Origin of the sequence: Sphingopyxis chilensis, assembly GCF_035930445.1 — a bacterium.
Lineage (GTDB): Bacteria > Pseudomonadota > Alphaproteobacteria > Sphingomonadales > Sphingomonadaceae > Sphingopyxis > Sphingopyxis chilensis.
The window spans coordinates 667,572-683,952 of record NZ_CP142394.1 but is presented as its reverse complement, the minus strand read 5'-3'; the positions used below and the strand labels follow the sequence as shown (position 1 = coordinate 683,952).

The following is a 16,381-nucleotide window of genomic DNA, read 5'->3' as shown; positions in this document are numbered from 1 at the left end:
ATGAACGTCGATCGTGCCGTCCTGCGTTTCGCCGGCTTCATCGTCCTCTTGAGCATCGCGCTCGTCTGGCTCGTGCATCCCTACTGGATCGGCCTCGCCGTCTTCGCCGGCCTCAACCTGATCCAGGCGAGCTTCACGGGCTTCTGCCCCGCCGCGATGCTCTTCAAGCGGCTCGGCGTGCGGCAGGGTGTCGCCTTTAAGTGAGGCGTGCCGGTTTCCGCATGATTGCGGTCGTCACCGCGCTGTACCCGCTTGCTATCGCCCAGGCGCAGGATCTGGAAACCGCGATCGCCGAGGCGCGCGCGCATTCGCCCGCGCTGGTCACGGCCGAAGCTGAGGCCGAGGCCGCCGATGCGCAGCTCGCGCAGGCGCGGGCGGCGGCGGGACCGACGGCGCGTGTCGAAGGCAGCATCGGTTACGGGAGGCTCGATCCGGGCGGCTATTTCGGGCTGACCGCTGGCGACGTCACGCCGAACGCGGTCCAACTCGTCGGCGAATATCCACTCTACGCCGGCGGACGCATTGCCTCGGCGATCGGCCAGGCCGCCGCTGGACAGCGCGCCGCAAGGCTTGGCACCGACATGGCGCGGCAGAATCTGACGCTCGCAACCGTGTCGAGCTATGCCGAGGTGCTGACCGCGCGCGAGATGGTGGCAAGCTATTCCGGGCTGGTCGCTGCGCTCGACGAGATCGTCCGCCACGCAGGGCTGCGCTACGACATCGGCGATGCGACCAGCAGCGATGTCGCGCAGGCAAAGGCGCGCCGCGCCGAGGGGCTCGCCGGGTTCGTCCAATCGCAAGGGCGGCTGGCGGCGGCCGAAGCGCGCTTCGAACGGCTGACCGGCAAGCCGGCGGGCAAATTGTCTCCGCTGCCGCCGCGACCAAAGGTGCCTTCATCGCTCGGTGAGGCCCTCGATGCAGCGACGCTCGCCAATGTCATGCTCGCGCAGGCGGGTTCGAGCGTCGAAGGCGCCGAGGCCGGGGTTCGCGCCGCCAAGGCGAGCAATCGCCCGACCGTTGGCGTATTTGCCGAGGGCGCGCGCGTCCGCGACCAGTTTTTCCCCGACTATCGCGCCGATAGCGTCACCGTGGGGCTCCGCGGCCGCTGGACCTTTTTCGACAGCGGCGCGGGGAGTGCGCGCGTTCGCGAGGCACGCGCCAACCTGACGGCGAGCGAAGCCCGGCTGCGACAGGCGCGCGACGAGCTGATGCAGGCTGTGATCGAAGCCTGGAGCGGCCTCGAAAGCGCGGAACGCGGGCTCGATGCCGCGCGCGAGGGCGACACGGCCGCGCGGGAGGCGCTGCGCGGCACGCGGCTCGAAGTGCGATCGGGGGCAAGGCCGCCGCTCGCCGAACTCGATGCCGAGCGCGAGGCGATCGCAGCCACGGCGCGCCTCGCCGAAGCGCAGGCTGCGGTGCAGGTCGCCGCATGGCGGCTGCGGCTGCTGTGCGGGATCGAATAGGCCGCGACTGGACTTCCGCCGCCTCATCATTACATTAGCAATATATAATATTATAGGATTGTCCGATGATCGATCTCCACCGCCACAAGGCCGCCGCCACGATCGAAGCCGCGCGCCGCTCGGGAAAAACTCCCGTCGTCCGCACCTTTTTCGACGAAGCGACCTTCACCGCCACGCACGTCGTCCACGACCCCGCGACACGCGCCGCCGCGATCATCGACAGCGTGCTCGATTTCGACCAGCCGTCGGGCGGCACGAGCCATGCCTCTGCCGATGCAATTATCGACCATGTTCGCACCCAGGGCCTGACCGTCGAATGGCAGATAGAAACCCATGCCCATGCCGATCACCTGTCGGCCGCGCCCTATCTGCAGGAAAAGCTCGGCGGCCGGATCGTCATCGGGCGGCATATCAAGACGGTGCAAACGGTGTTCGGCGACATTTTCAACGAGGATGATCGCTTCGCCCGCGACGGATCGCAGTTCGACCGGCTGATGGACGATGGCGAAACCTTCCGGCTCGGTGCAACCGAGGGGATCGTGCTCCACACGCCGGGACACACGCCCGCCTGCATGGTGTGGATCATCGGCGATGCGCTGTTCACCGGCGACACCTTGTTCATGCCCGACTATGGAACGGCGCGAGCCGATTTCCCCGGCGGCGACGCACGCACGCTCTATCGCTCGATCCGCCGGCTGCTCGCGCTTCCGGGCGAAACGCGCGCCTTCCTCTGCCACGACTACAAAGCGCCGGGGCGCGACGCCTACGCCTGGGAAACTACGATTGCGTCCGAACGCACCTCGAACGTGCATGTCCATCAAGGCGTGAGCGAGGACGAATTCGTCGCGATGCGCGAGGCGCGCGACCGGACCCTGTCGATGCCGAAGCTCATCCTCCCGTCGATCCAGATCAATATGCGTGCCGGACATCTTCCCGAGCCCGAAAGCAACGGCACACGCTATCTGAAACTGCCGCTCGACATACTCTAAGGGCTGGCGCGATGCCGAGTCCCCGGTGCGCGGTAGGGATGTCTACGTAATCCCTGCACCGCGCCGCTGCGCTAGGATTTGGCCCGAACCGGCCTGCGAAGCCAAACGGCGAAGGAACCGAAAATGGACGATACCGCCTTTTCCCACGCTGGAGGGCCAGCCCATCCCGCGGAGTGCCCGAACACAGAGCCGCCCGAACGTCCCGAAAAGCCCCTTCCCGAGCGGCCCGATCAGGCACCCGAGGATCAGCCGCTGACGGTTCCGCAGGAAACGCCGGTCGTCCCCGAAACGCAGCCAGGTCCGCCGCCGACCGAGTTTCCGGAAGAACGCGGAGGCTGAGGGGCGCTTGCGGACGGCAGGCGGCAGGACAATCCGGATAGCGCCCCGGCCCGCCGGATCGCTCAATGACACATCAGCAGCGGGACGGTGCTGTCGCGCAGCATTCGCTTTGTAACTCCGCCGAAAACCTCGCACCACTGGCCCCGGCCATAGGCGCCCATCACGACATAGTCCGCCCGCCACCGCCGGCATTCTTCGGCAATGAGCCGATCGACCCGATCGCCGCCGCGGTCGGTCATGCGCGTCTCGGTGGCGATGCCGTAGCGCGACAGGTAGATCGCGGCATCGGCGGGATCGGCGTCATTGTCGGCGCCCGCGTCGCCCGCCGTGAATATCTCGACCCGCGCGGCGAGCGCGAGCAGCGGAACGCAGGCACGAAGCGCCGCAGCGGCCGACGAGCGACCGCCCCAGGCGACCAGCGCGCGGTCGAATTCGAAGCGGTCGAGCGAGGGCGGCATCGCCACGATCGGCGTATGCGTGTGGCCCAGCACGCGCGACACGATTCCCCGCATGTCGGGAACCCGATGGTCGTCGAGCGCGCGGTTGAGGAGGATCAGGTCGGAAAAGCTCGCCCGGTTCGTGACGCAACTGGCGATATCGCCCGTGGCATCGACCCAGCTCCAGTCGACATCCTCACGCGACAGCCTGTCGCGTACCGCGATCTTGTTCGCCGCCTCGCTGCCGCGCTCGTCCGAAATGATCGCGGCCTCGCCAAAGCCGACATAAAGATCGCCCGCGATGATCGGACTGGGCGTCACATCGATGCAGGCTAAATGCCCATCGAGCGCGCGCACGATCTCAAGCGCAGCCTCGAGCCGGGCGTCCTGACCTTCATCGTCGTGGACCAGCAATAATATCGTTTTCATGAGCCCTGCCTTCATGTTGTGGCGAACAAGCTAGGCCGCCGCGACTCGCGCCAATATGCGCAAAGCTACGGATGCAATGGCACCGGGCCGTGAGGCGTGTTTCACCCTTTGGCGTCGGTCAGCCGACGGACGGTATCCACCAAGGCATGCTCGCGGAGCGGTTTGTCAAAGACCGCCGCGAAGCCCGCCGCGCGCGCGCGGTCCGACAGTTCGTTCGATCCAAATGCGGAAATCAGCACCGCCGGTCCCCTCCACCCCCCCGCCAGCATCGCTGCGTGCAATGCAATCCCGTCCTGATCGTCGAGGCGGAAATCGGTCACGAGACAAGCCGGCGGACAGGCCGCGGCGTCGGCGAGAGCCTGCGCCGCAGCGGGATAGGCGACCACGTCGAAGCCGCGTCCTTTCAGCAATAAAAGCAAGGAGCGACGCACTGCCGGATCGTCCTCGACAATCAGGATTCTGGGAAAATCCGCTCGATGATGGGCGCCCTCGTTCGGCATTATCGTTACCTGGCATGGCAAAATATTTGCCGCGTGAAATTTGGGAGCGACCTTCATTCGTCTGGAAAGGGCGGGTGTCCGCGCGACCGCGCCGTGCCTGCCATCAAATCTTCGCAGGCCGCCACGACTTCCCGGTCAATGCCCGAGGAGGAGCGGAAGCTTGCTGTCCTGCAGCATACGCTTCGTGACGCCGCCAAAAGTTTCCATCACGCGGCCGCGGCCATAGGCGCCCATCACGATATAGTCGGCGCGCCCCGCCTGGGCTTCGGCGGCGATCAGCTTATCGGCCCGACCGTCCTTGTCGACGATCTTGACGCGGGCATGAATGCCGTGGCGCGAAAGATAGGTTGCCGCTTGGTCGGGACCGTTACGGGGCTCGTCTTCGCGCGCCGTGAATATCTCAACCTCGTTCGCGAGTGCGAGCAACGGGACCGCAGCGCGCAGCGCCGCGGCGGCCGATCGTCCGCCGTCCCAGGCGACGAGCGCGCGATCGATCGCAAAGCGCTCCAGCGTCCCGGGGACCGCGAGAACTGCGGCGCTGGTCCGCGCAACGATGCGGCTGGTGATGTCGCGCATGTCGGGCAAAGGATAACCGTCGAGCGCGCGATTGAGAATGATGAGGTCGGCAAGATCGGCAGCATCGAGTACCGATGCCGCCATTTCGCCAATCGTATCGGCCCAGCTCCAGCTGACATCTTCGCGCGACAGACGATCGGTCAGCGCCGACTTGTTCTTCGCTTCGCTATCGCGTTCGTCGAATACGACGACCGTTTCGGCATAGCCCATGGCGGTTTCGCCCGCGATGACAGGGTAAGGCGTCACATCGATGCAGGCGAGATGGCCGTCCAGCGCACGCACTATGTCGAGCGCCGCCTGAAACCGCGCCTCCTGGCCCGCGTCATCATGCACCAGCAAAAGAATATTCTTCATGTGCCATCTCCTTCATCTCGTCGAAGGCTAGGGGGCGGCACCCCGACCCGATATGCGCAAAGTTACGGAGTCCTCGCGCGGGCTGCGATCAGGCCGTTCCGGGATTGCTGCTGCGAGGTACGTTCCGCCAGCACAAACCGAACACGGAAAGCAGCGCTGCGGGGAGTCGGGTCGCAATCGCCTCCTCGCAGCGCTGCATCCCTGACTGCGCCGATTCCACCCGGCTCAGGATGAAACACAGGTAGCACAGGGACGTCGTGCCTGGCGAAGATCCGGTTTCGTGACGCTGAGGACACCCTGCCGACTTCAACCAGATGACCCATTCTGCACAGCCGATCAGACACGGCACATTCGCAATTACCCGTACGGGTTTTCGGTTCGCCTCCTCATCTATGGCGGGGCCGGACGACGCGGAGTTTGATGAGGCCCCGACGCGCGCTCATCATCCTCGATGTGGAAAGGTATCGCGTTCGCGTCGTCCGCGCGGAGCGAGTCGCCGGTTATGATAACGCTCGAACCGGGTCCAAGCAGCGGCTCGACCACAGCCCGAAAGTCGGGCGCGACGTGGATCCGGCCGCGGAGGCTTTCGGTCGGCGCCGAAGCAAGCGGTTCGGGCAAATGCACGCGGATCCACTGTGCTCGCCCGTCGGGCGCGCCCTGTCGCATGAAAACCGACGTCCCGGCGACCGGCCCGTCGATCCGGACGGGTGCAGAACCGATCGCGATCCCGTTCCTCAGCACAAGGACGCGGCGGTCGGCCGCGCTGACGACGACCGCGACGGGCCCCGATGGCGCGCGTTCGGGATGCCAGTCGGCGATGCCGCCCGCATCGGTGCCCGCCCATGCAACGGGATCGCCGGGCGCCACGCGCGGGATCGCCGCCGTCTCGGTGACGATCACCGTCATGCCGAGCCGGGTAACGCCGTAAAGCAGCCGCGCGAACGCGTGCGGCAACCGGATGCAGCCGTGCGACGCCGGATAGCCGGGCAATGTTCCGCCATGGAGTGCGATCCCGCCCCAGGTAAGCCGCTGCATATAGGGCATGGGAGCATTGTCGTAGATGCTCGAATAATGCTCGACCCGGCGCTCGAGGATCGTGAAGACGCCGACCGGCGTTCGATGATCGGCGCTGCCCGTCGACACCGTGGAAATCGCGATCGGGATGCCGTTGCGATACAAGGTTGCGCGCTGCGTCACGAGGCTGACGACGAGCAAAAGCGGCCCGTTCGCCGCGATTTCCGGCGCCCAGAAAAATTCGCCCGGTTTCAGCGCCTTCGCCGCACCGACAACCGATTTTTCACCCGCCGGCGATTGCGCCGTCGATACCAGCGGCAGCAGCGCCGCGCCGATCAGCATGGCCGCTCGCGCGAGCTGCGCCGGTCGAGCGCATTGCCGGCGATCGCCCGGACGACCGATGCGCGGGCGCATGATCATCCGGCCATCGCTTCCACCGCGCGCCGATCGTGGATGACCACCTCGCGGCGGGAGGGAAGATCGAGCAGCCCGTCGGCGCGCATCCGGGTCAGTTGCCGGCACGTCGTTTCGATCGTCAGCCCCAATATGTCGGCGATCTGCTGACGGCCAAAGGGCAGTTCGAATCCGTCGTCGCGGCGCGTCGGGCCCGCCTGACCCGCCAGACGATCGGACATTTCGAGAAGGAAGGACGCCACTTTTTCGGCGGCCGACTTGCGGCCGAGCAGCATCATCCAATAGCGTGCCCGGTCGAGTTCATCGAGCGTCCGGCGGAGCAATTTCTGCTGCAGATGGGGATGCGCACCGGCAAAGGCGTCGAAGCTGTTGCGGTTGTAGATGCACACTTCAGCGTCGGTCATCGCAGTCACGCGATAAAGACTTTCCTTGCCGAACGGCCGGCCGATGAAGTCGCAGGCGAAGACGATCCCGACGATCTGCTCGCGCCCGTCGGAAGCCGCCACGACCAGTTTGAGCACGCCCTTCAGGACATTGGCGACGAGCGGCGCATCGTCGCCTTCCCATATCAGTGTATGGCCCGATTTGACGCGTTGGCGGCGCCCCATCCGGCCAAGTTCGGCGAGTTCGCCGGCGTCAAGGCTCGCGCAGATCGCGCGGCCCCGCACGGCGCAGGACGCACAATCGCTCACTGGCGATACTCCGGCATGATGCTGCGAATGGCGGGCGCTTGGTTCATGCCGTGCCTTCTATGCGCGCCCTGCGGCGAAGTGAGTAAGGAAGAGTACGTATGAAGGCCGGGAGGATCGGCCCACGGCGGACCGTAAGGGGAATTGCGTAACGACGTCGCGGTGCATTCGCCGCATCACGAGGCCTGATCTTTCGATGCGAGCGGGTCTGCACAGCCCACTAAGGCATCCTTCACAAGAGGAAAGATGATGTACGACGCCGTCACCCTCCGCACGCAACTCGAAGCGCGTCTCCTCGCGCTTGGCGCCCGCATCGACGACATCGAGGCGACGCAGCGCGAACCGCTCGGCGAGGATTTTGCCGACCAGGCTGTCGCACGTCAGGACGACGAGCCGCTCGATGCGATCGAAGGCGCGGCGCTGAGTGAAATCGCACTGACCCGGCAGGCGCTCGCGCGGCTGGCAGCCGGAACCTACGGCCTCTGTATCGCTTGCGGTAAACCAGTTTCCGCGGCGCGCCTCGAGGCGCTTCCTGTCACTCCGCATTGCATCACATGCGCACGCGACGCCCGAAGCTGATCCGCTCCTCCCGATGCGCCGATATCCGGGCGGGGGCGATGTGCAAAACCGCCTCCGCAGCTTTCGAAAGGGGGCCGGAATGTCCGTGCTGATCGCGCCCGCCGGGTTTGGGCAATGGCCGCTTCTTACCGGCATCGGGCTGTCGCTTGGGCTGGGTCTGCTGATCGGCGTCCAGCGCGGATGGACGGCGCGAAACGAAGCCGATGGAAGCCGCTTTGCCGGGATCCGCACCTTCGGCCTGCTCGGACTGACAGGAGGAATCGCCGGGGCTCTCGAACCGATCGACCGCGCGGCCGCGATCCTGTTGCTGACGGCCGCCTCGCTTCTGATCCTCCTCGGCTATGCAAGGATGGCGCATCGCAGCGTGAGCGGCACCGCCGGTCTTGCTTCGCTGATCGCGCTGGCCTGCGGCTTTCTCGCGACGTCGGCCCAGCCCCTGCTCGCATCAATCCTGGCGGTCGCCACCACGCTGCTTCTGACGATGCGCCCCCAGCTTCACCGCTGGATCGGCGCCATGACCGAAACCGAGGTCAGTGCAATCGCCCGCTTCGCGTTGATCGCGATCGTCATCCTGCCGCTGCTGCCCGATCGCGCGCTCGGCCCTTATGAGGCATGGAATCCGAGGCAGCTCTGGCTCGTCGTCGTGCTCGTCTCGGGCTTTTCCTTCGCCGGCTATGCCGCAGCGAAACGGTTCGGTGCGACGCGCGGAACGCTGGCGATGGCCGCAACCGGCGCGATGGTGTCTTCGACCGCCGTGACCGCAGCGCTGGCGACACGACTGCGCGACGAGACGGAAAATGCGCCCGCGCTGGTAGCGGGGATCGCCGCGGCCTCGGCCGTGATGCTCTCCCGCGTCGTCGTCCTTGTCGCCATCCTCGCGCCGATTGCATTCGGCACCGCCGCGCTGCTGATCGGCCCCGCCGCGTTCGTCAGCCTCGCCGCCGCAATCTGGTGCCTGCTGCGCGCCCGCCACGCCCCGGCAACGCCGACCGAAGCCATGAATTTGCGCAACCCCTTGAACTTCGCCCCGGCGCTGGGGTTGACCGTGCTGGTGATGGCGATGGCGCTCATCGCTCGCTGGCTGATGGAGCGGATCGGCGAAGGCGGAACCGCGATCATCCTGGCGCTGTCGGGAATCGCCGACGTCGACGCGGCAATCGTCACGATCGGCGGGCTGCCATCCGGGACCCTCGACGGCCGGACGGCCGGAATGGCGCTCGCGGCGGCGGTCATGGCCAATACGCTGTTCAAGGCGGCGATTCCTCTCGCTCTCGTCCGGACGCGCCGCGGCTGGCTCGCGGCGCTGCCGCTCGTAGCCAGCGTGGTCGCCGGCTTCGCCATGCTGCCCTGGATAATGTGACAGGGTCTGGACTCATCCGCCTCGCGGGAACTCGTTCCGATGGGGCAAGACCAGCGAGAGAAGCGCCGCAAGCGTCGGCGTCCGCAGCTTTCGCATCGCCCGCGCGCGGTGGATCTCGACCGTCCGGTGACTGATACCGAGTTCATGGCCGATCTGCTTGTTGGTGAGGCCTCGCATCAACCCTGCCACGACCTCGCGCTCGCGCCCGGAAAGGTCCGCAATCGACGGCAGCGCGGCGGGCTCGATTTTCATGGGAAAGCGCGCATTCGTATCATGCCCGCTTTCTAGCGAGCCGTGCTTCCGTCGGTCGCTACGTATTGCTCCCTATATCAGGCACCCATGCCGGCCGCGAAGGCGAGGCGCAGCGCGTCGGACAGGCTGCGGACGTCGAGCTTCGCCATCAGATTGGCGCGGTGCACTTCGACGGTGCGCGGCGAGATACCGAGGTCATAGGCAATCGTCTTGTTCGGCAGCCCCTGAGCCAGACCGTCGAGCACCTCGCGTTCGCGCGGAGTGAGGACGCCCAGCACGACATTGGCTTCAGCGGCGCGCGCGGCCGCGCCGTCCGCCGCTGCGATCCGGTCGAAAGCAGCCTCGATCGCGGCAATGAGCACCACTTTTTCGAACGGCTTTTCGAGGAAATCGACCGCGCCCGCCTTCATCGCCCGCACCGCGATCGACACATCGGCATGGCCGGTCAGCACGATCACCGGCATCGTTACACCCCGGTCGAGCAGCGCCTGCTGGACTTCGAGGCCGTCCATCTCGGGCATCCGGACGTCGAGCAGGACGCAGCCCTCAGGGGCATGTCGCACCTCTTTCAGAAAGGCGGCGCCGCTCGCCCATGTCTGGACGCTGTAACCCGACGTCTTGAGCATGAAGCTCGCCGAGCGCCGGATGGCGTCCTCATCGTCGACGATATGGACAAGCTTATTATCCGTCATCCCGTTCCTCGGCTTTCGCGCTGACCAGTGTGAAATGAAATTCGGTACCGCCGCCTTCCCGCGGCTCCATCCAGATCCGCCCACCGTGCGCTTCGACGATCGTGCGGCAGATCGAAAGGCCCAGCCCCATCCCTTCGGACTTGGTGCTTGTAAAGGCCGTGAAAAGTTGTTCGGCAATCTGCGCATCGACGCCCGGCCCGGTATCGGCGACGATCACGCGCACGAAGCCGCGCTCGTCGGGGCGGCTCATAACACTGAGTTCGCGCACCGGACTCGCCGCCATCGCCTCGCAGGCGTTGCGGATGAGGTTGATGAGAACCTGTTGGATCTGGATCTTGTCGACGAGCACGGGCGAGGCATAGGGGTCGAGATCGAAGCGCGGCGCGATCCCCTTTTCGCGCGCGCCCATCAGGCCGAGCACCGCGGCTTCGTTGATCAGCAGGGGGAGCTTCTCGATCGTCTTCTCGACCTCGCCGCGCGCCACGAAATCGCGCAGGCGCCGGACGATATGCCCCGCCCGCAGCGCTTCCTTCGCGGTGTCGTCGAGCGCATCGCGGATCATCGGGAAATCGCCCGGGTCGGGCCGGGCGAGCATGTCGCGCACCGCCTCGACATAATTGGCGACCGCCGTCAGCGGCTGGTTGAGTTCGTGCGCGAGGGTCGATGCCATCGTTCCCATCGCACTGACGCGCGAAACATGGATGAGCTCGGACTGCAGCGATTCGAGCTGCTCTTCGGTCTTCTGACGCTCGGTGAGGTCGCGAATGAAGCCAGTGAACAACGGATGCGCCTCGCCCGTCGCCTCGCCGATCGAAAGCTCCATCGGAAAGGTCGATCCATCCTTGCGCTGGGCAAAGACGACGCGCCCGATGCCGATGATCCGCTTCTCGCCCGTTTCCAGATAGCGCCGGATATAATTGTCGTGACGTTCGCGGTCGGGCGACGGCATCAGCATGCTGACGTTGGCGCCGAGCAGTTCGGCCTCGCTATAGCCGAACAATTGTTCGGCGGCCGCGCTGAACGACAGGATCAGGCCCTGGTCGTCGATCACCACCATGGCATCGGGCACCGTCGAAAGGATCGAGCGAAGATGGCTTTCCTGCGACCGCAGCGCCTCTTCCGAAGCACGCCGGCCGGTGATATCGGACACGACCTTGGCAAACCCCCGCAGGCTGCCGTCGGGATGGCGCAGGGCGGTGATCGACACGTCGGCGAGGAACTCGGAGCCGTCCTTGCGGACGCGCCAGTCCTCGGCATCGAAACGGCCATCGCGCGCGGCGCGCGCAAGATCGTCGGCGGGTTTTCCGCTTGCGATCGCGTCGGACGGATAGAAAACCGACGCGTCGAGCCCGATGACGTCCTCCTCGCACCAGCCCTTCAGGCGCTCCGCCCCCTTGTTCCAGATCGTGACCCGCCCCTCGGGGTCGAGAAGATAGATGGCGTGACCCTCAGCGCCGTCGATGAGGAGACCGAGTTCCTCGGCGAGCACGTCGGCCTCGGCCGCACGGCGGGCCGCGCTTCCTTCGCTTTCGCGAATGCGTCCCTTCAGCCCGTGGCTCAAGCGTGCGAGCAAGATGATACCCGCGGCCGTCATCAGGAAAAGCGCCGCTTCGACGAAATCGACGGCGCCTGTTTCCCGAAACCCGGAAAAGTAGATCCCGAGGAGCAGCGAGGGAAAGACGGCGATCGCCGCAGCGAGCGGGCCTGCAAGGATCGATGCGGACAGAATGGCGAGGGCGAAGAGGAGAAAGGCCGCTTGGCCGTCGATCCAGAAATCGAACAGATTGCGGACCAGCGCCGCCACAACGACCAACGCCAGCGCGACCAGCACACGGGCCGGTAAGGATCGTTCCATCAAAGGCATCGGCGCAGTCGCTCCCTCCCGCGCGGGGCAACCGGCGCCAATCGAACGCCCTGCCCCTCACCGACGAGCATATCGCCAAATGGCTTCGCGCGAAACCCGTGCGGAAGGTCCGACGCGAGTATCACACTTTCGCCATAGGCCTGTCCCCAGCACGCGTGGCATCCGTAGAATCCCGAACTGCGGCGGACGCATTCGGCGCCTATCCTTGCCCCCACAGACAGCAAGGAACGCGATATGGCCGGCTTCATGGCGAGAACAGCGAGCCCGCGGGGCGAATACGGCAACCTGTTCTGGGCTGCGGGTCTGGCTATAGGCGCGGGCGCCGTGCTCCTCTTCCTTCAATTTTCGCCGCGCCCCTTCCTCACGACAATAGCGGCCATCCTGTGGCTGGTCGTGCTGATGGGCGTCGCGGCGCTCATCCAGATTCGCGAGGCGCACATATCGCGGCATCGCGGAGAACGGATCGCCTGGCGGGCGGCGGCGGCGCCCTATCTGGTCGCTGCCGCGATCCTGATCGCCGATCCGCTACTCGGCCAGGGCGGGCTGGCCTATGCGCTGGCGGCCGGCCTCGGCATTGCCGGGGTCGCGCGCGTGGCCATCGCGCTCGGAACCGGCCGGCGGCGCCGCGGATGGCTCTATATTTCGGGCGCGGCAACCCTTGCCGTGGCGATGGCGCTCGGTTTCGGCTGGCCCTTCGCGCTCGCCTCACCCGCCATCAAGGCGCTGGCGTTCGACCTTCTCATTCTCGGCATCACATTGGTTCTTTCGCAGGCAGGAGGCAGATCATGATGGAATGGATCAACGGCGCGGACGACGTCATCGCGCTCAGGCTCGCCGACAAGATCACCGGCGCCGACCTCGACGCCATCATGGACAGGCTCGATGCGGCCATGGCGCAGCATGCGAAGGTGCATATCTTCGTCGAAACGCATTCGGTCGACGGAATCGAGCTTTCCGGTCTCGGCTCCTATATGGCCAGGGCGTTGCCGCTGTTCGGCAAGCTCGGCCACTTCGGCCGGGTGGCGGTCGTTGCCGACCAGGCGTGGATCCGCGCGGGCACGCGGCTAGAAAGCGCGCTGTTGCCCGGCATCAGCTATCGCACCTTCACGCCCGAACGACGCGAAGAAGCCCTCACCTGGGTTGTGGGCGCAACCGTCGATGCCTGAGCGGCGAACCACCGTCCGAAACGGCCGCGGCCGGACCCGGCACCAAGCAAAGGAAAGCTGACATGACCGACCAATCGCTGGATATGACGCTCTCCGAAGCCGGCGGCACGAGCATCGTCACGCGCGATGGCGCCGAGATCATGTTGCGGCCCGTCACCGCCGACGATGCAGCGCTGCTCAATCGCTTTTTCGATGGTCTGGCGCCCGATGATATGCGGTTTCGCTTCCTCAGCGCCCAGCCGCATCTGTCGGGCGCGCAGCTGGCGGCGATGATCGACGTCGATCACCGTCATCGCGAGCATCTGCTGGCGTTCGAAAGCAACCGCAACGAACTTGTCGCGAGTCTCCTGATCGCGGCCGACGACAAATTCGAGGTGGCCGAGGTCGCGATCGCGATTTTGCCGGCATATAAGGGCCGCGGCGTCGGATGGAGCCTGTTGAACCACGCTGTCGACCTCGCGAAGAAGCGCGGCGTCAAACGGCTGCGTTCGATCGAAAGCCGCGACAATCGCGAAGCGATCGACGTCGAACGAACGCTCGGCTTCCGTTCAAGTGACTATGAAGGCGATGCGACGCTGGCGCTCCTCGAGATCGACCTCGGCTAGGTGCCACGCGATATTTTGCGAGCATGACTTTCGCAAAACAGTCGAGATTGCTCTGCCGGCGAGATCGAACGCATTCCTGGCATCCTATCCTGCCTACGCGAACGGCAGGTTTCGGGCAGCCGCCGCGCGGCCGGCTACGACCTCGATCAGGCGCATAGCAGCCTTGTAGTGCGGCCAATGCCCCCTCGGAGGGAAGGGTTGGATCGCGATTCACGGGCATCTGGCCGGATATGCGTTGGGAATTTCAACGAGTTATCTAGGGAGCCTACAAGCGCGGTAGTCGCTCAGCGAATAAAATATCCCATTATTTCGATGCGACGATTCGCGGGCGCGCCATGCCCGCGCGCATTTTCACGAGACGGGGCGCCCGATTATCGAGGGCTATGATCCGCCCGAGGGATGGGGCTGGTGCTATATCGACGATGTCGTCGTCGCACTTCCCGATCAAACGCGGCAAGTCGGGCCAATCCCGCGCTATTTCCAGGCGCCCGCCCTTCCCCCATCTGTCGGATTAACTTACAGTTTACCATAGTCTCGGCGCGCCAAATCCTCGATTTGCGCCACTGGCACGGCGCTTGCTTGGTTTAAGGTGATGCTCAAAAAAATCGGACGCCTGTTCGTTATCAAGACCCGCTTCGAGGCGTGCCTCATCATCTATGCGCTCGCCGTTGGCGCGATGGCGCGCGGAGCGGCCTATCTGCATGAATATCCGGGCTATGGCGGCAAGCTGCTGTTGCTCGCCTGCACCGGTTCGGTCTTTCTCGCCGGCGCGAAGATCTTCGATTGCCTGCGCTACGAGCAGGCCGCCGAGACCGCGGGACAAGCCGAGTAGCGCACCGGTCTTTCGCCGGAGGTCAGGATATGCGATGGCGCAGGCCATGAGCAGGATCAGCGGCCGGCCGGCCATCAGCACCGAGCATGTCTACGGCCTTTCGCTTCGCGTCGCACGTTGGCGTGAGGGAGCACCCGGCACGCCGCTGCTGTTCCTCAACGGCATCGGCGCCGATATCGCCGCCGCCGCGCCGCTGCTCGCGCAAATCCACGGTCGCGAAGTGTGGACGCTGGACATGCCGGGCGTCGGCGGCTCGCCCGACGCGCTGCTGCCCTATGGCGCGCCGACGATCGCGGCGGTGGTGATGGAGATAGCGGACCGGCTGGGTCACAAGCTGGTCGATGTCGCGGGCTTCAGCTGGGGCGGCGCGCTGGCGCAGCAGGTCGCGGTCCAGTTCCCCCACCGCGTACGGCGGCTGGTGCTGATGGCGACGACACCGACCGTCAGCGCGCCGGGGATCGGCTGGGCCGCGCTGCTCGATGACGATATGCTGGCAAGCGGGCTCAAGCTGCCGACCGCGACGCCGCTCGGGCTCGCCTATCAGTCGATGGCGATGGCGGGATGGACGAGCGCGGCGGCGCTGCCGCACCTGAAAGGCACGCCCGTCCTGATCCTGATGGGCGAGCGCGACGGCGTCGTTCCCGCATGCCACGGCCAGGCGATCGCCGACCTGATCGACGGCGCGGTGCTGGAAGTGGTGCCGGGATCCCACCTCTTCCCCTTTACCCATGCCGCGGCGATTTCGGCGCGGATCAGCGCGTTTCTGGACGAGCCGGAGCGGGCGCAAGCCGCCGCTTGAGGAAGTCGGCGATGGCGGCTGCGGTCGCGTCCGGCGCCTCTTCCATCGGCAAGTGACCGATGCCAGGCAGGATCACGACTTCCGACCCCGCGATCCGTTCGTTGAAGGTCTTGGCCGCGGTCGGGTTGATCACCCGGTCCCGGTCGCCGAACAGGATCAAGGTCGGCGCCCCGATCTCCCCGACGTGCGCGGCCATCGCGGGCTCGCGGTTCATCCGCGCGCGCAACACGGTGGCCGGGCGATTGCCGGGAAAACGCAGCAATTCCCAATAGCGGTCGATCATCGCGTCATCGATGATCTCCTGCTTCTCGACCGAACCGCGCAGCGACTGTTCGACGAGCATCCGCGGCGTCACCCGAGTCGCGAGCCAGCGCCCGAAGGGATATTCGAGGATGCGAAAGCCGACGTTCGATTCGGGGCGCTTTTCGCCCTTGCGAAGCGGCATGCCGGCGGCGTCGATCAGCAGCAGCGCATCGACGCGCGCGGGCTGCGCGAGCGTGTAACGCCACGCCACCCAGCCGCCCATCGAATTGCCGCCGAGGATGAAATGATCGAGCCCGAGCCTGGCGGCAACGACATCGACCGCCTCCATCATCCCCTTGGCCGAATAATCGGTATCGGGGGTGGCGCCGGTGAGCCCGTGGCCGGGCAGGTCGAGCGTGACGATGCGATAGGTGGCGCCGAGCCGCTTCACCAGCGGCTCCCACGTATGGAGGCTGGCATTGGCGCCGTGGATCAGGATGATCGGCGGGCCATCGGCCCGGCCCTGATCGCGATAGTGAATGCGCTGGCCCGCCGGTCCTGCGACGAAGGCCGCGTTCGGGCCGCCATATTTGGCGATCATCGCGTCACGATCGGTATCGGGAGTCAGGAGGAGAAGAAAACCGACGATGATCGCGAGTATGACGCCAAGCGGGATCAGCACCCGCTTGCGCCGGAACAAGGGACGCCGCGGTGGCGGCGGCTCACCGAAATCTATGTCCTCGACAGTCATCATGCCCCCCTGAAGGCCTGACGATACTCTAGCG

Annotated in this window: 20 protein-coding genes; 11 read left to right on the top strand and 9 right to left on the bottom strand. The window is 65.8% G+C overall.

What is annotated here, in order from left to right:
- The 4 genes from VSX79_RS03140 (at nucleotide 1) to VSX79_RS03125 (ending at nucleotide 2,791) form a co-directional block, all read left to right on the top strand.
- Entirely contained in the window at nucleotides 1-204 is a 204-nt protein-coding gene (locus tag VSX79_RS03140; RefSeq protein WP_326914382.1) for a YgaP family membrane protein, read from the top strand.
- Nucleotides 201-1,463: a TolC family protein gene (locus VSX79_RS03135; RefSeq protein WP_326914381.1), complete on the top strand. Its 1,263-nt coding sequence runs from the start codon at nucleotides 201-203 to the stop codon at nucleotides 1,461-1,463. The genes VSX79_RS03140 and VSX79_RS03135 overlap by 4 nt, the downstream gene beginning before the upstream one ends.
- Before the next feature lie 65 nt (nucleotides 1,464-1,528).
- Nucleotides 1,529-2,452 carry an MBL fold metallo-hydrolase gene (locus VSX79_RS03130; RefSeq protein ID WP_179499417.1) on the top strand — a complete coding sequence of 308 codons (924 nt, stop codon included), beginning with the start codon at nucleotides 1,529-1,531 and terminating at the stop codon, nucleotides 2,450-2,452.
- Between the two features lie 123 nt (nucleotides 2,453-2,575).
- Entirely contained in the window at nucleotides 2,576-2,791 is a 216-nt protein-coding gene (locus VSX79_RS03125) for a hypothetical protein (RefSeq protein ID WP_179499418.1), read from the top strand.
- A 62-nt stretch (nucleotides 2,792-2,853) separates the two neighbouring features.
- Here VSX79_RS03125 and VSX79_RS03120 read toward each other — a convergent pair whose 3' ends face one another.
- The 5 genes from VSX79_RS03120 to VSX79_RS03100 form a co-directional block, all read right to left on the bottom strand.
- Nucleotides 2,854-3,657, bottom strand: a complete 804-nt coding sequence (locus tag VSX79_RS03120) for a universal stress protein (protein WP_179499419.1) — start codon at nucleotides 3,655-3,657, stop codon at nucleotides 2,854-2,856.
- A 101-nt stretch (nucleotides 3,658-3,758) separates the two neighbouring features.
- The gene (locus tag VSX79_RS03115; RefSeq protein ID WP_179499420.1) at nucleotides 3,759-4,157 is read right to left on the bottom strand and encodes a response regulator; all 399 of its coding nucleotides are present in this window, start codon (nucleotides 4,155-4,157) and stop codon (nucleotides 3,759-3,761) included.
- Between the two features lie 135 nt (nucleotides 4,158-4,292).
- Nucleotides 4,293-5,087, bottom strand: a complete 795-nt coding sequence (locus VSX79_RS03110) for a universal stress protein (protein ID WP_326914380.1) — start codon at nucleotides 5,085-5,087, stop codon at nucleotides 4,293-4,295.
- A gap of 390 nt (nucleotides 5,088-5,477) precedes the next feature.
- On the bottom strand, nucleotides 5,478-6,521 hold the full coding sequence (locus tag VSX79_RS03105) for a L,D-transpeptidase family protein (protein ID WP_326914379.1): 1,044 nt from the start codon (nucleotides 6,519-6,521) through the stop codon (nucleotides 5,478-5,480).
- The gene (locus VSX79_RS03100) at nucleotides 6,518-7,207 is read right to left on the bottom strand and encodes a Crp/Fnr family transcriptional regulator (protein ID WP_179499422.1); all 690 of its coding nucleotides are present in this window, start codon (nucleotides 7,205-7,207) and stop codon (nucleotides 6,518-6,520) included. Before VSX79_RS03100 ends, VSX79_RS03105 begins: the two co-directional genes overlap by 4 nt.
- 246 nt (nucleotides 7,208-7,453) lie before the next feature.
- On the opposite strand from VSX79_RS03100, the gene VSX79_RS03095 reads away from it, so the two are divergent.
- Together VSX79_RS03095 and VSX79_RS03090 are read left to right on the top strand one after the other, a co-directional pair.
- Nucleotides 7,454-7,783: a TraR/DksA family transcriptional regulator gene (locus tag VSX79_RS03095; protein WP_326914378.1), complete on the top strand. Its 330-nt coding sequence runs from the start codon at nucleotides 7,454-7,456 to the stop codon at nucleotides 7,781-7,783.
- 79 nt (nucleotides 7,784-7,862) lie between these two features.
- A complete protein-coding gene (locus VSX79_RS03090) occupies nucleotides 7,863-9,143 on the top strand; it encodes an MgtC/SapB family protein (RefSeq protein ID WP_326914377.1) in 1,281 nt (426 codons plus the stop codon).
- A 12-nt stretch (nucleotides 9,144-9,155) separates the two neighbouring features.
- Here the strand turns inward: VSX79_RS03090 and VSX79_RS03085 are convergent, their stop codons facing one another.
- The 3 genes from VSX79_RS03085 to VSX79_RS03075 all read right to left on the bottom strand — a co-directional run bounded on the left by VSX79_RS03085 (nucleotide 9,156) and on the right by VSX79_RS03075 (nucleotide 11,951).
- Nucleotides 9,156-9,395 (bottom strand): response regulator transcription factor, encoded by a 240-nt coding sequence (locus VSX79_RS03085; protein WP_179499425.1) that lies wholly within the window; start codon nucleotides 9,393-9,395, stop codon nucleotides 9,156-9,158.
- Nucleotides 9,396-9,472: 77 nt separating this feature from the next.
- On the bottom strand, nucleotides 9,473-10,087 hold the full coding sequence (locus tag VSX79_RS03080; protein WP_326914376.1) for a response regulator transcription factor: 615 nt from the start codon (nucleotides 10,085-10,087) through the stop codon (nucleotides 9,473-9,475).
- Entirely contained in the window at nucleotides 10,077-11,951 is a 1,875-nt protein-coding gene (locus VSX79_RS03075; protein ID WP_326914375.1) for a PAS domain-containing sensor histidine kinase, read from the bottom strand. Before VSX79_RS03075 ends, VSX79_RS03080 begins: the two co-directional genes overlap by 11 nt.
- A gap of 234 nt (nucleotides 11,952-12,185) precedes the next feature.
- Between VSX79_RS03075 and VSX79_RS03070 the strand changes: the two genes are divergently transcribed.
- The 5 genes from VSX79_RS03070 to VSX79_RS03050 all read left to right on the top strand — a co-directional run bounded on the left by VSX79_RS03070 (nucleotide 12,186) and on the right by VSX79_RS03050 (nucleotide 15,353).
- On the top strand, nucleotides 12,186-12,740 hold the full coding sequence (locus tag VSX79_RS03070; protein WP_326914374.1) for a hypothetical protein: 555 nt from the start codon (nucleotides 12,186-12,188) through the stop codon (nucleotides 12,738-12,740).
- Complete coding sequence (locus tag VSX79_RS03065; protein ID WP_179499428.1) at nucleotides 12,737-13,117, top strand: SpoIIAA family protein; 381 nt, start codon at nucleotides 12,737-12,739, stop codon at nucleotides 13,115-13,117. Before VSX79_RS03070 ends, VSX79_RS03065 begins: the two co-directional genes overlap by 4 nt.
- Nucleotides 13,118-13,179: 62 nt before the next feature.
- Nucleotides 13,180-13,722: a GNAT family N-acetyltransferase gene (locus VSX79_RS03060; RefSeq protein ID WP_257018347.1), complete on the top strand. Its 543-nt coding sequence runs from the start codon at nucleotides 13,180-13,182 to the stop codon at nucleotides 13,720-13,722.
- Between the two features lie 592 nt (nucleotides 13,723-14,314).
- Entirely contained in the window at nucleotides 14,315-14,554 is a 240-nt protein-coding gene (locus VSX79_RS03055) for a hypothetical protein (RefSeq protein ID WP_179499429.1), read from the top strand.
- A gap of 46 nt (nucleotides 14,555-14,600) precedes the next feature.
- Nucleotides 14,601-15,353: an alpha/beta fold hydrolase gene (locus tag VSX79_RS03050; RefSeq protein ID WP_179499430.1), complete on the top strand. Its 753-nt coding sequence runs from the start codon at nucleotides 14,601-14,603 to the stop codon at nucleotides 15,351-15,353.
- Here VSX79_RS03050 and VSX79_RS03045 read toward each other — a convergent pair.
- Entirely contained in the window at nucleotides 15,307-16,350 is a 1,044-nt protein-coding gene (locus VSX79_RS03045) for an alpha/beta fold hydrolase (protein WP_326914373.1), read from the bottom strand. The genes VSX79_RS03050 and VSX79_RS03045 overlap by 47 nt on opposite strands.
- Nucleotides 16,351-16,381: the final 31 nt, after the last annotated feature.

Excerpts from the sequence above, each read along its gene's own strand:
- VSX79_RS03140 (WP_326914382.1), top strand. The coding sequence starts at position 1 with ATGAACGTCGATCGTGCCGTCCTGCGTTTCGCCGGCTTCATCGTCCTC.
- VSX79_RS03130 (WP_179499417.1), top strand. The coding sequence starts at position 1,529 with ATGATCGATCTCCACCGCCACAAGGCCGCCGCCACGATCGAAGCCGCG.
- VSX79_RS03125 (WP_179499418.1), top strand. The coding sequence starts at position 2,576 with ATGGACGATACCGCCTTTTCCCACGCTGGAGGGCCAGCCCATCCCGCG.
- VSX79_RS03120 (WP_179499419.1), bottom strand. The coding sequence starts at position 3,657 with ATGAAAACGATATTATTGCTGGTCCACGACGATGAAGGTCAGGACGCC.
- VSX79_RS03115 (WP_179499420.1), bottom strand. The coding sequence starts at position 4,157 with ATGCCGAACGAGGGCGCCCATCATCGAGCGGATTTTCCCAGAATCCTG.
- VSX79_RS03110 (WP_326914380.1), bottom strand. The coding sequence starts at position 5,087 with ATGAAGAATATTCTTTTGCTGGTGCATGATGACGCGGGCCAGGAGGCG.
- VSX79_RS03105 (WP_326914379.1), bottom strand. The coding sequence starts at position 6,521 with ATGATCATGCGCCCGCGCATCGGTCGTCCGGGCGATCGCCGGCAATGC.
- VSX79_RS03095 (WP_326914378.1), top strand. The coding sequence starts at position 7,454 with ATGTACGACGCCGTCACCCTCCGCACGCAACTCGAAGCGCGTCTCCTC.
- VSX79_RS03090 (WP_326914377.1), top strand. The coding sequence starts at position 7,863 with ATGTCCGTGCTGATCGCGCCCGCCGGGTTTGGGCAATGGCCGCTTCTT.
- VSX79_RS03085 (WP_179499425.1), bottom strand. The coding sequence starts at position 9,395 with ATGAAAATCGAGCCCGCCGCGCTGCCGTCGATTGCGGACCTTTCCGGG.
- VSX79_RS03080 (WP_326914376.1), bottom strand. The coding sequence starts at position 10,087 with ATGACGGATAATAAGCTTGTCCATATCGTCGACGATGAGGACGCCATC.
- VSX79_RS03075 (WP_326914375.1), bottom strand. The coding sequence starts at position 11,951 with ATGCCTTTGATGGAACGATCCTTACCGGCCCGTGTGCTGGTCGCGCTG.
- VSX79_RS03070 (WP_326914374.1), top strand. The coding sequence starts at position 12,186 with ATGGCCGGCTTCATGGCGAGAACAGCGAGCCCGCGGGGCGAATACGGC.
- VSX79_RS03065 (WP_179499428.1), top strand. The coding sequence starts at position 12,737 with ATGATGGAATGGATCAACGGCGCGGACGACGTCATCGCGCTCAGGCTC.
- VSX79_RS03060 (WP_257018347.1), top strand. The coding sequence starts at position 13,180 with ATGACCGACCAATCGCTGGATATGACGCTCTCCGAAGCCGGCGGCACG.
- VSX79_RS03055 (WP_179499429.1), top strand. The coding sequence starts at position 14,315 with ATGCTCAAAAAAATCGGACGCCTGTTCGTTATCAAGACCCGCTTCGAG.
- VSX79_RS03050 (WP_179499430.1), top strand. The coding sequence starts at position 14,601 with ATGAGCAGGATCAGCGGCCGGCCGGCCATCAGCACCGAGCATGTCTAC.
- VSX79_RS03045 (WP_326914373.1), bottom strand. The coding sequence starts at position 16,350 with ATGATGACTGTCGAGGACATAGATTTCGGTGAGCCGCCGCCACCGCGG.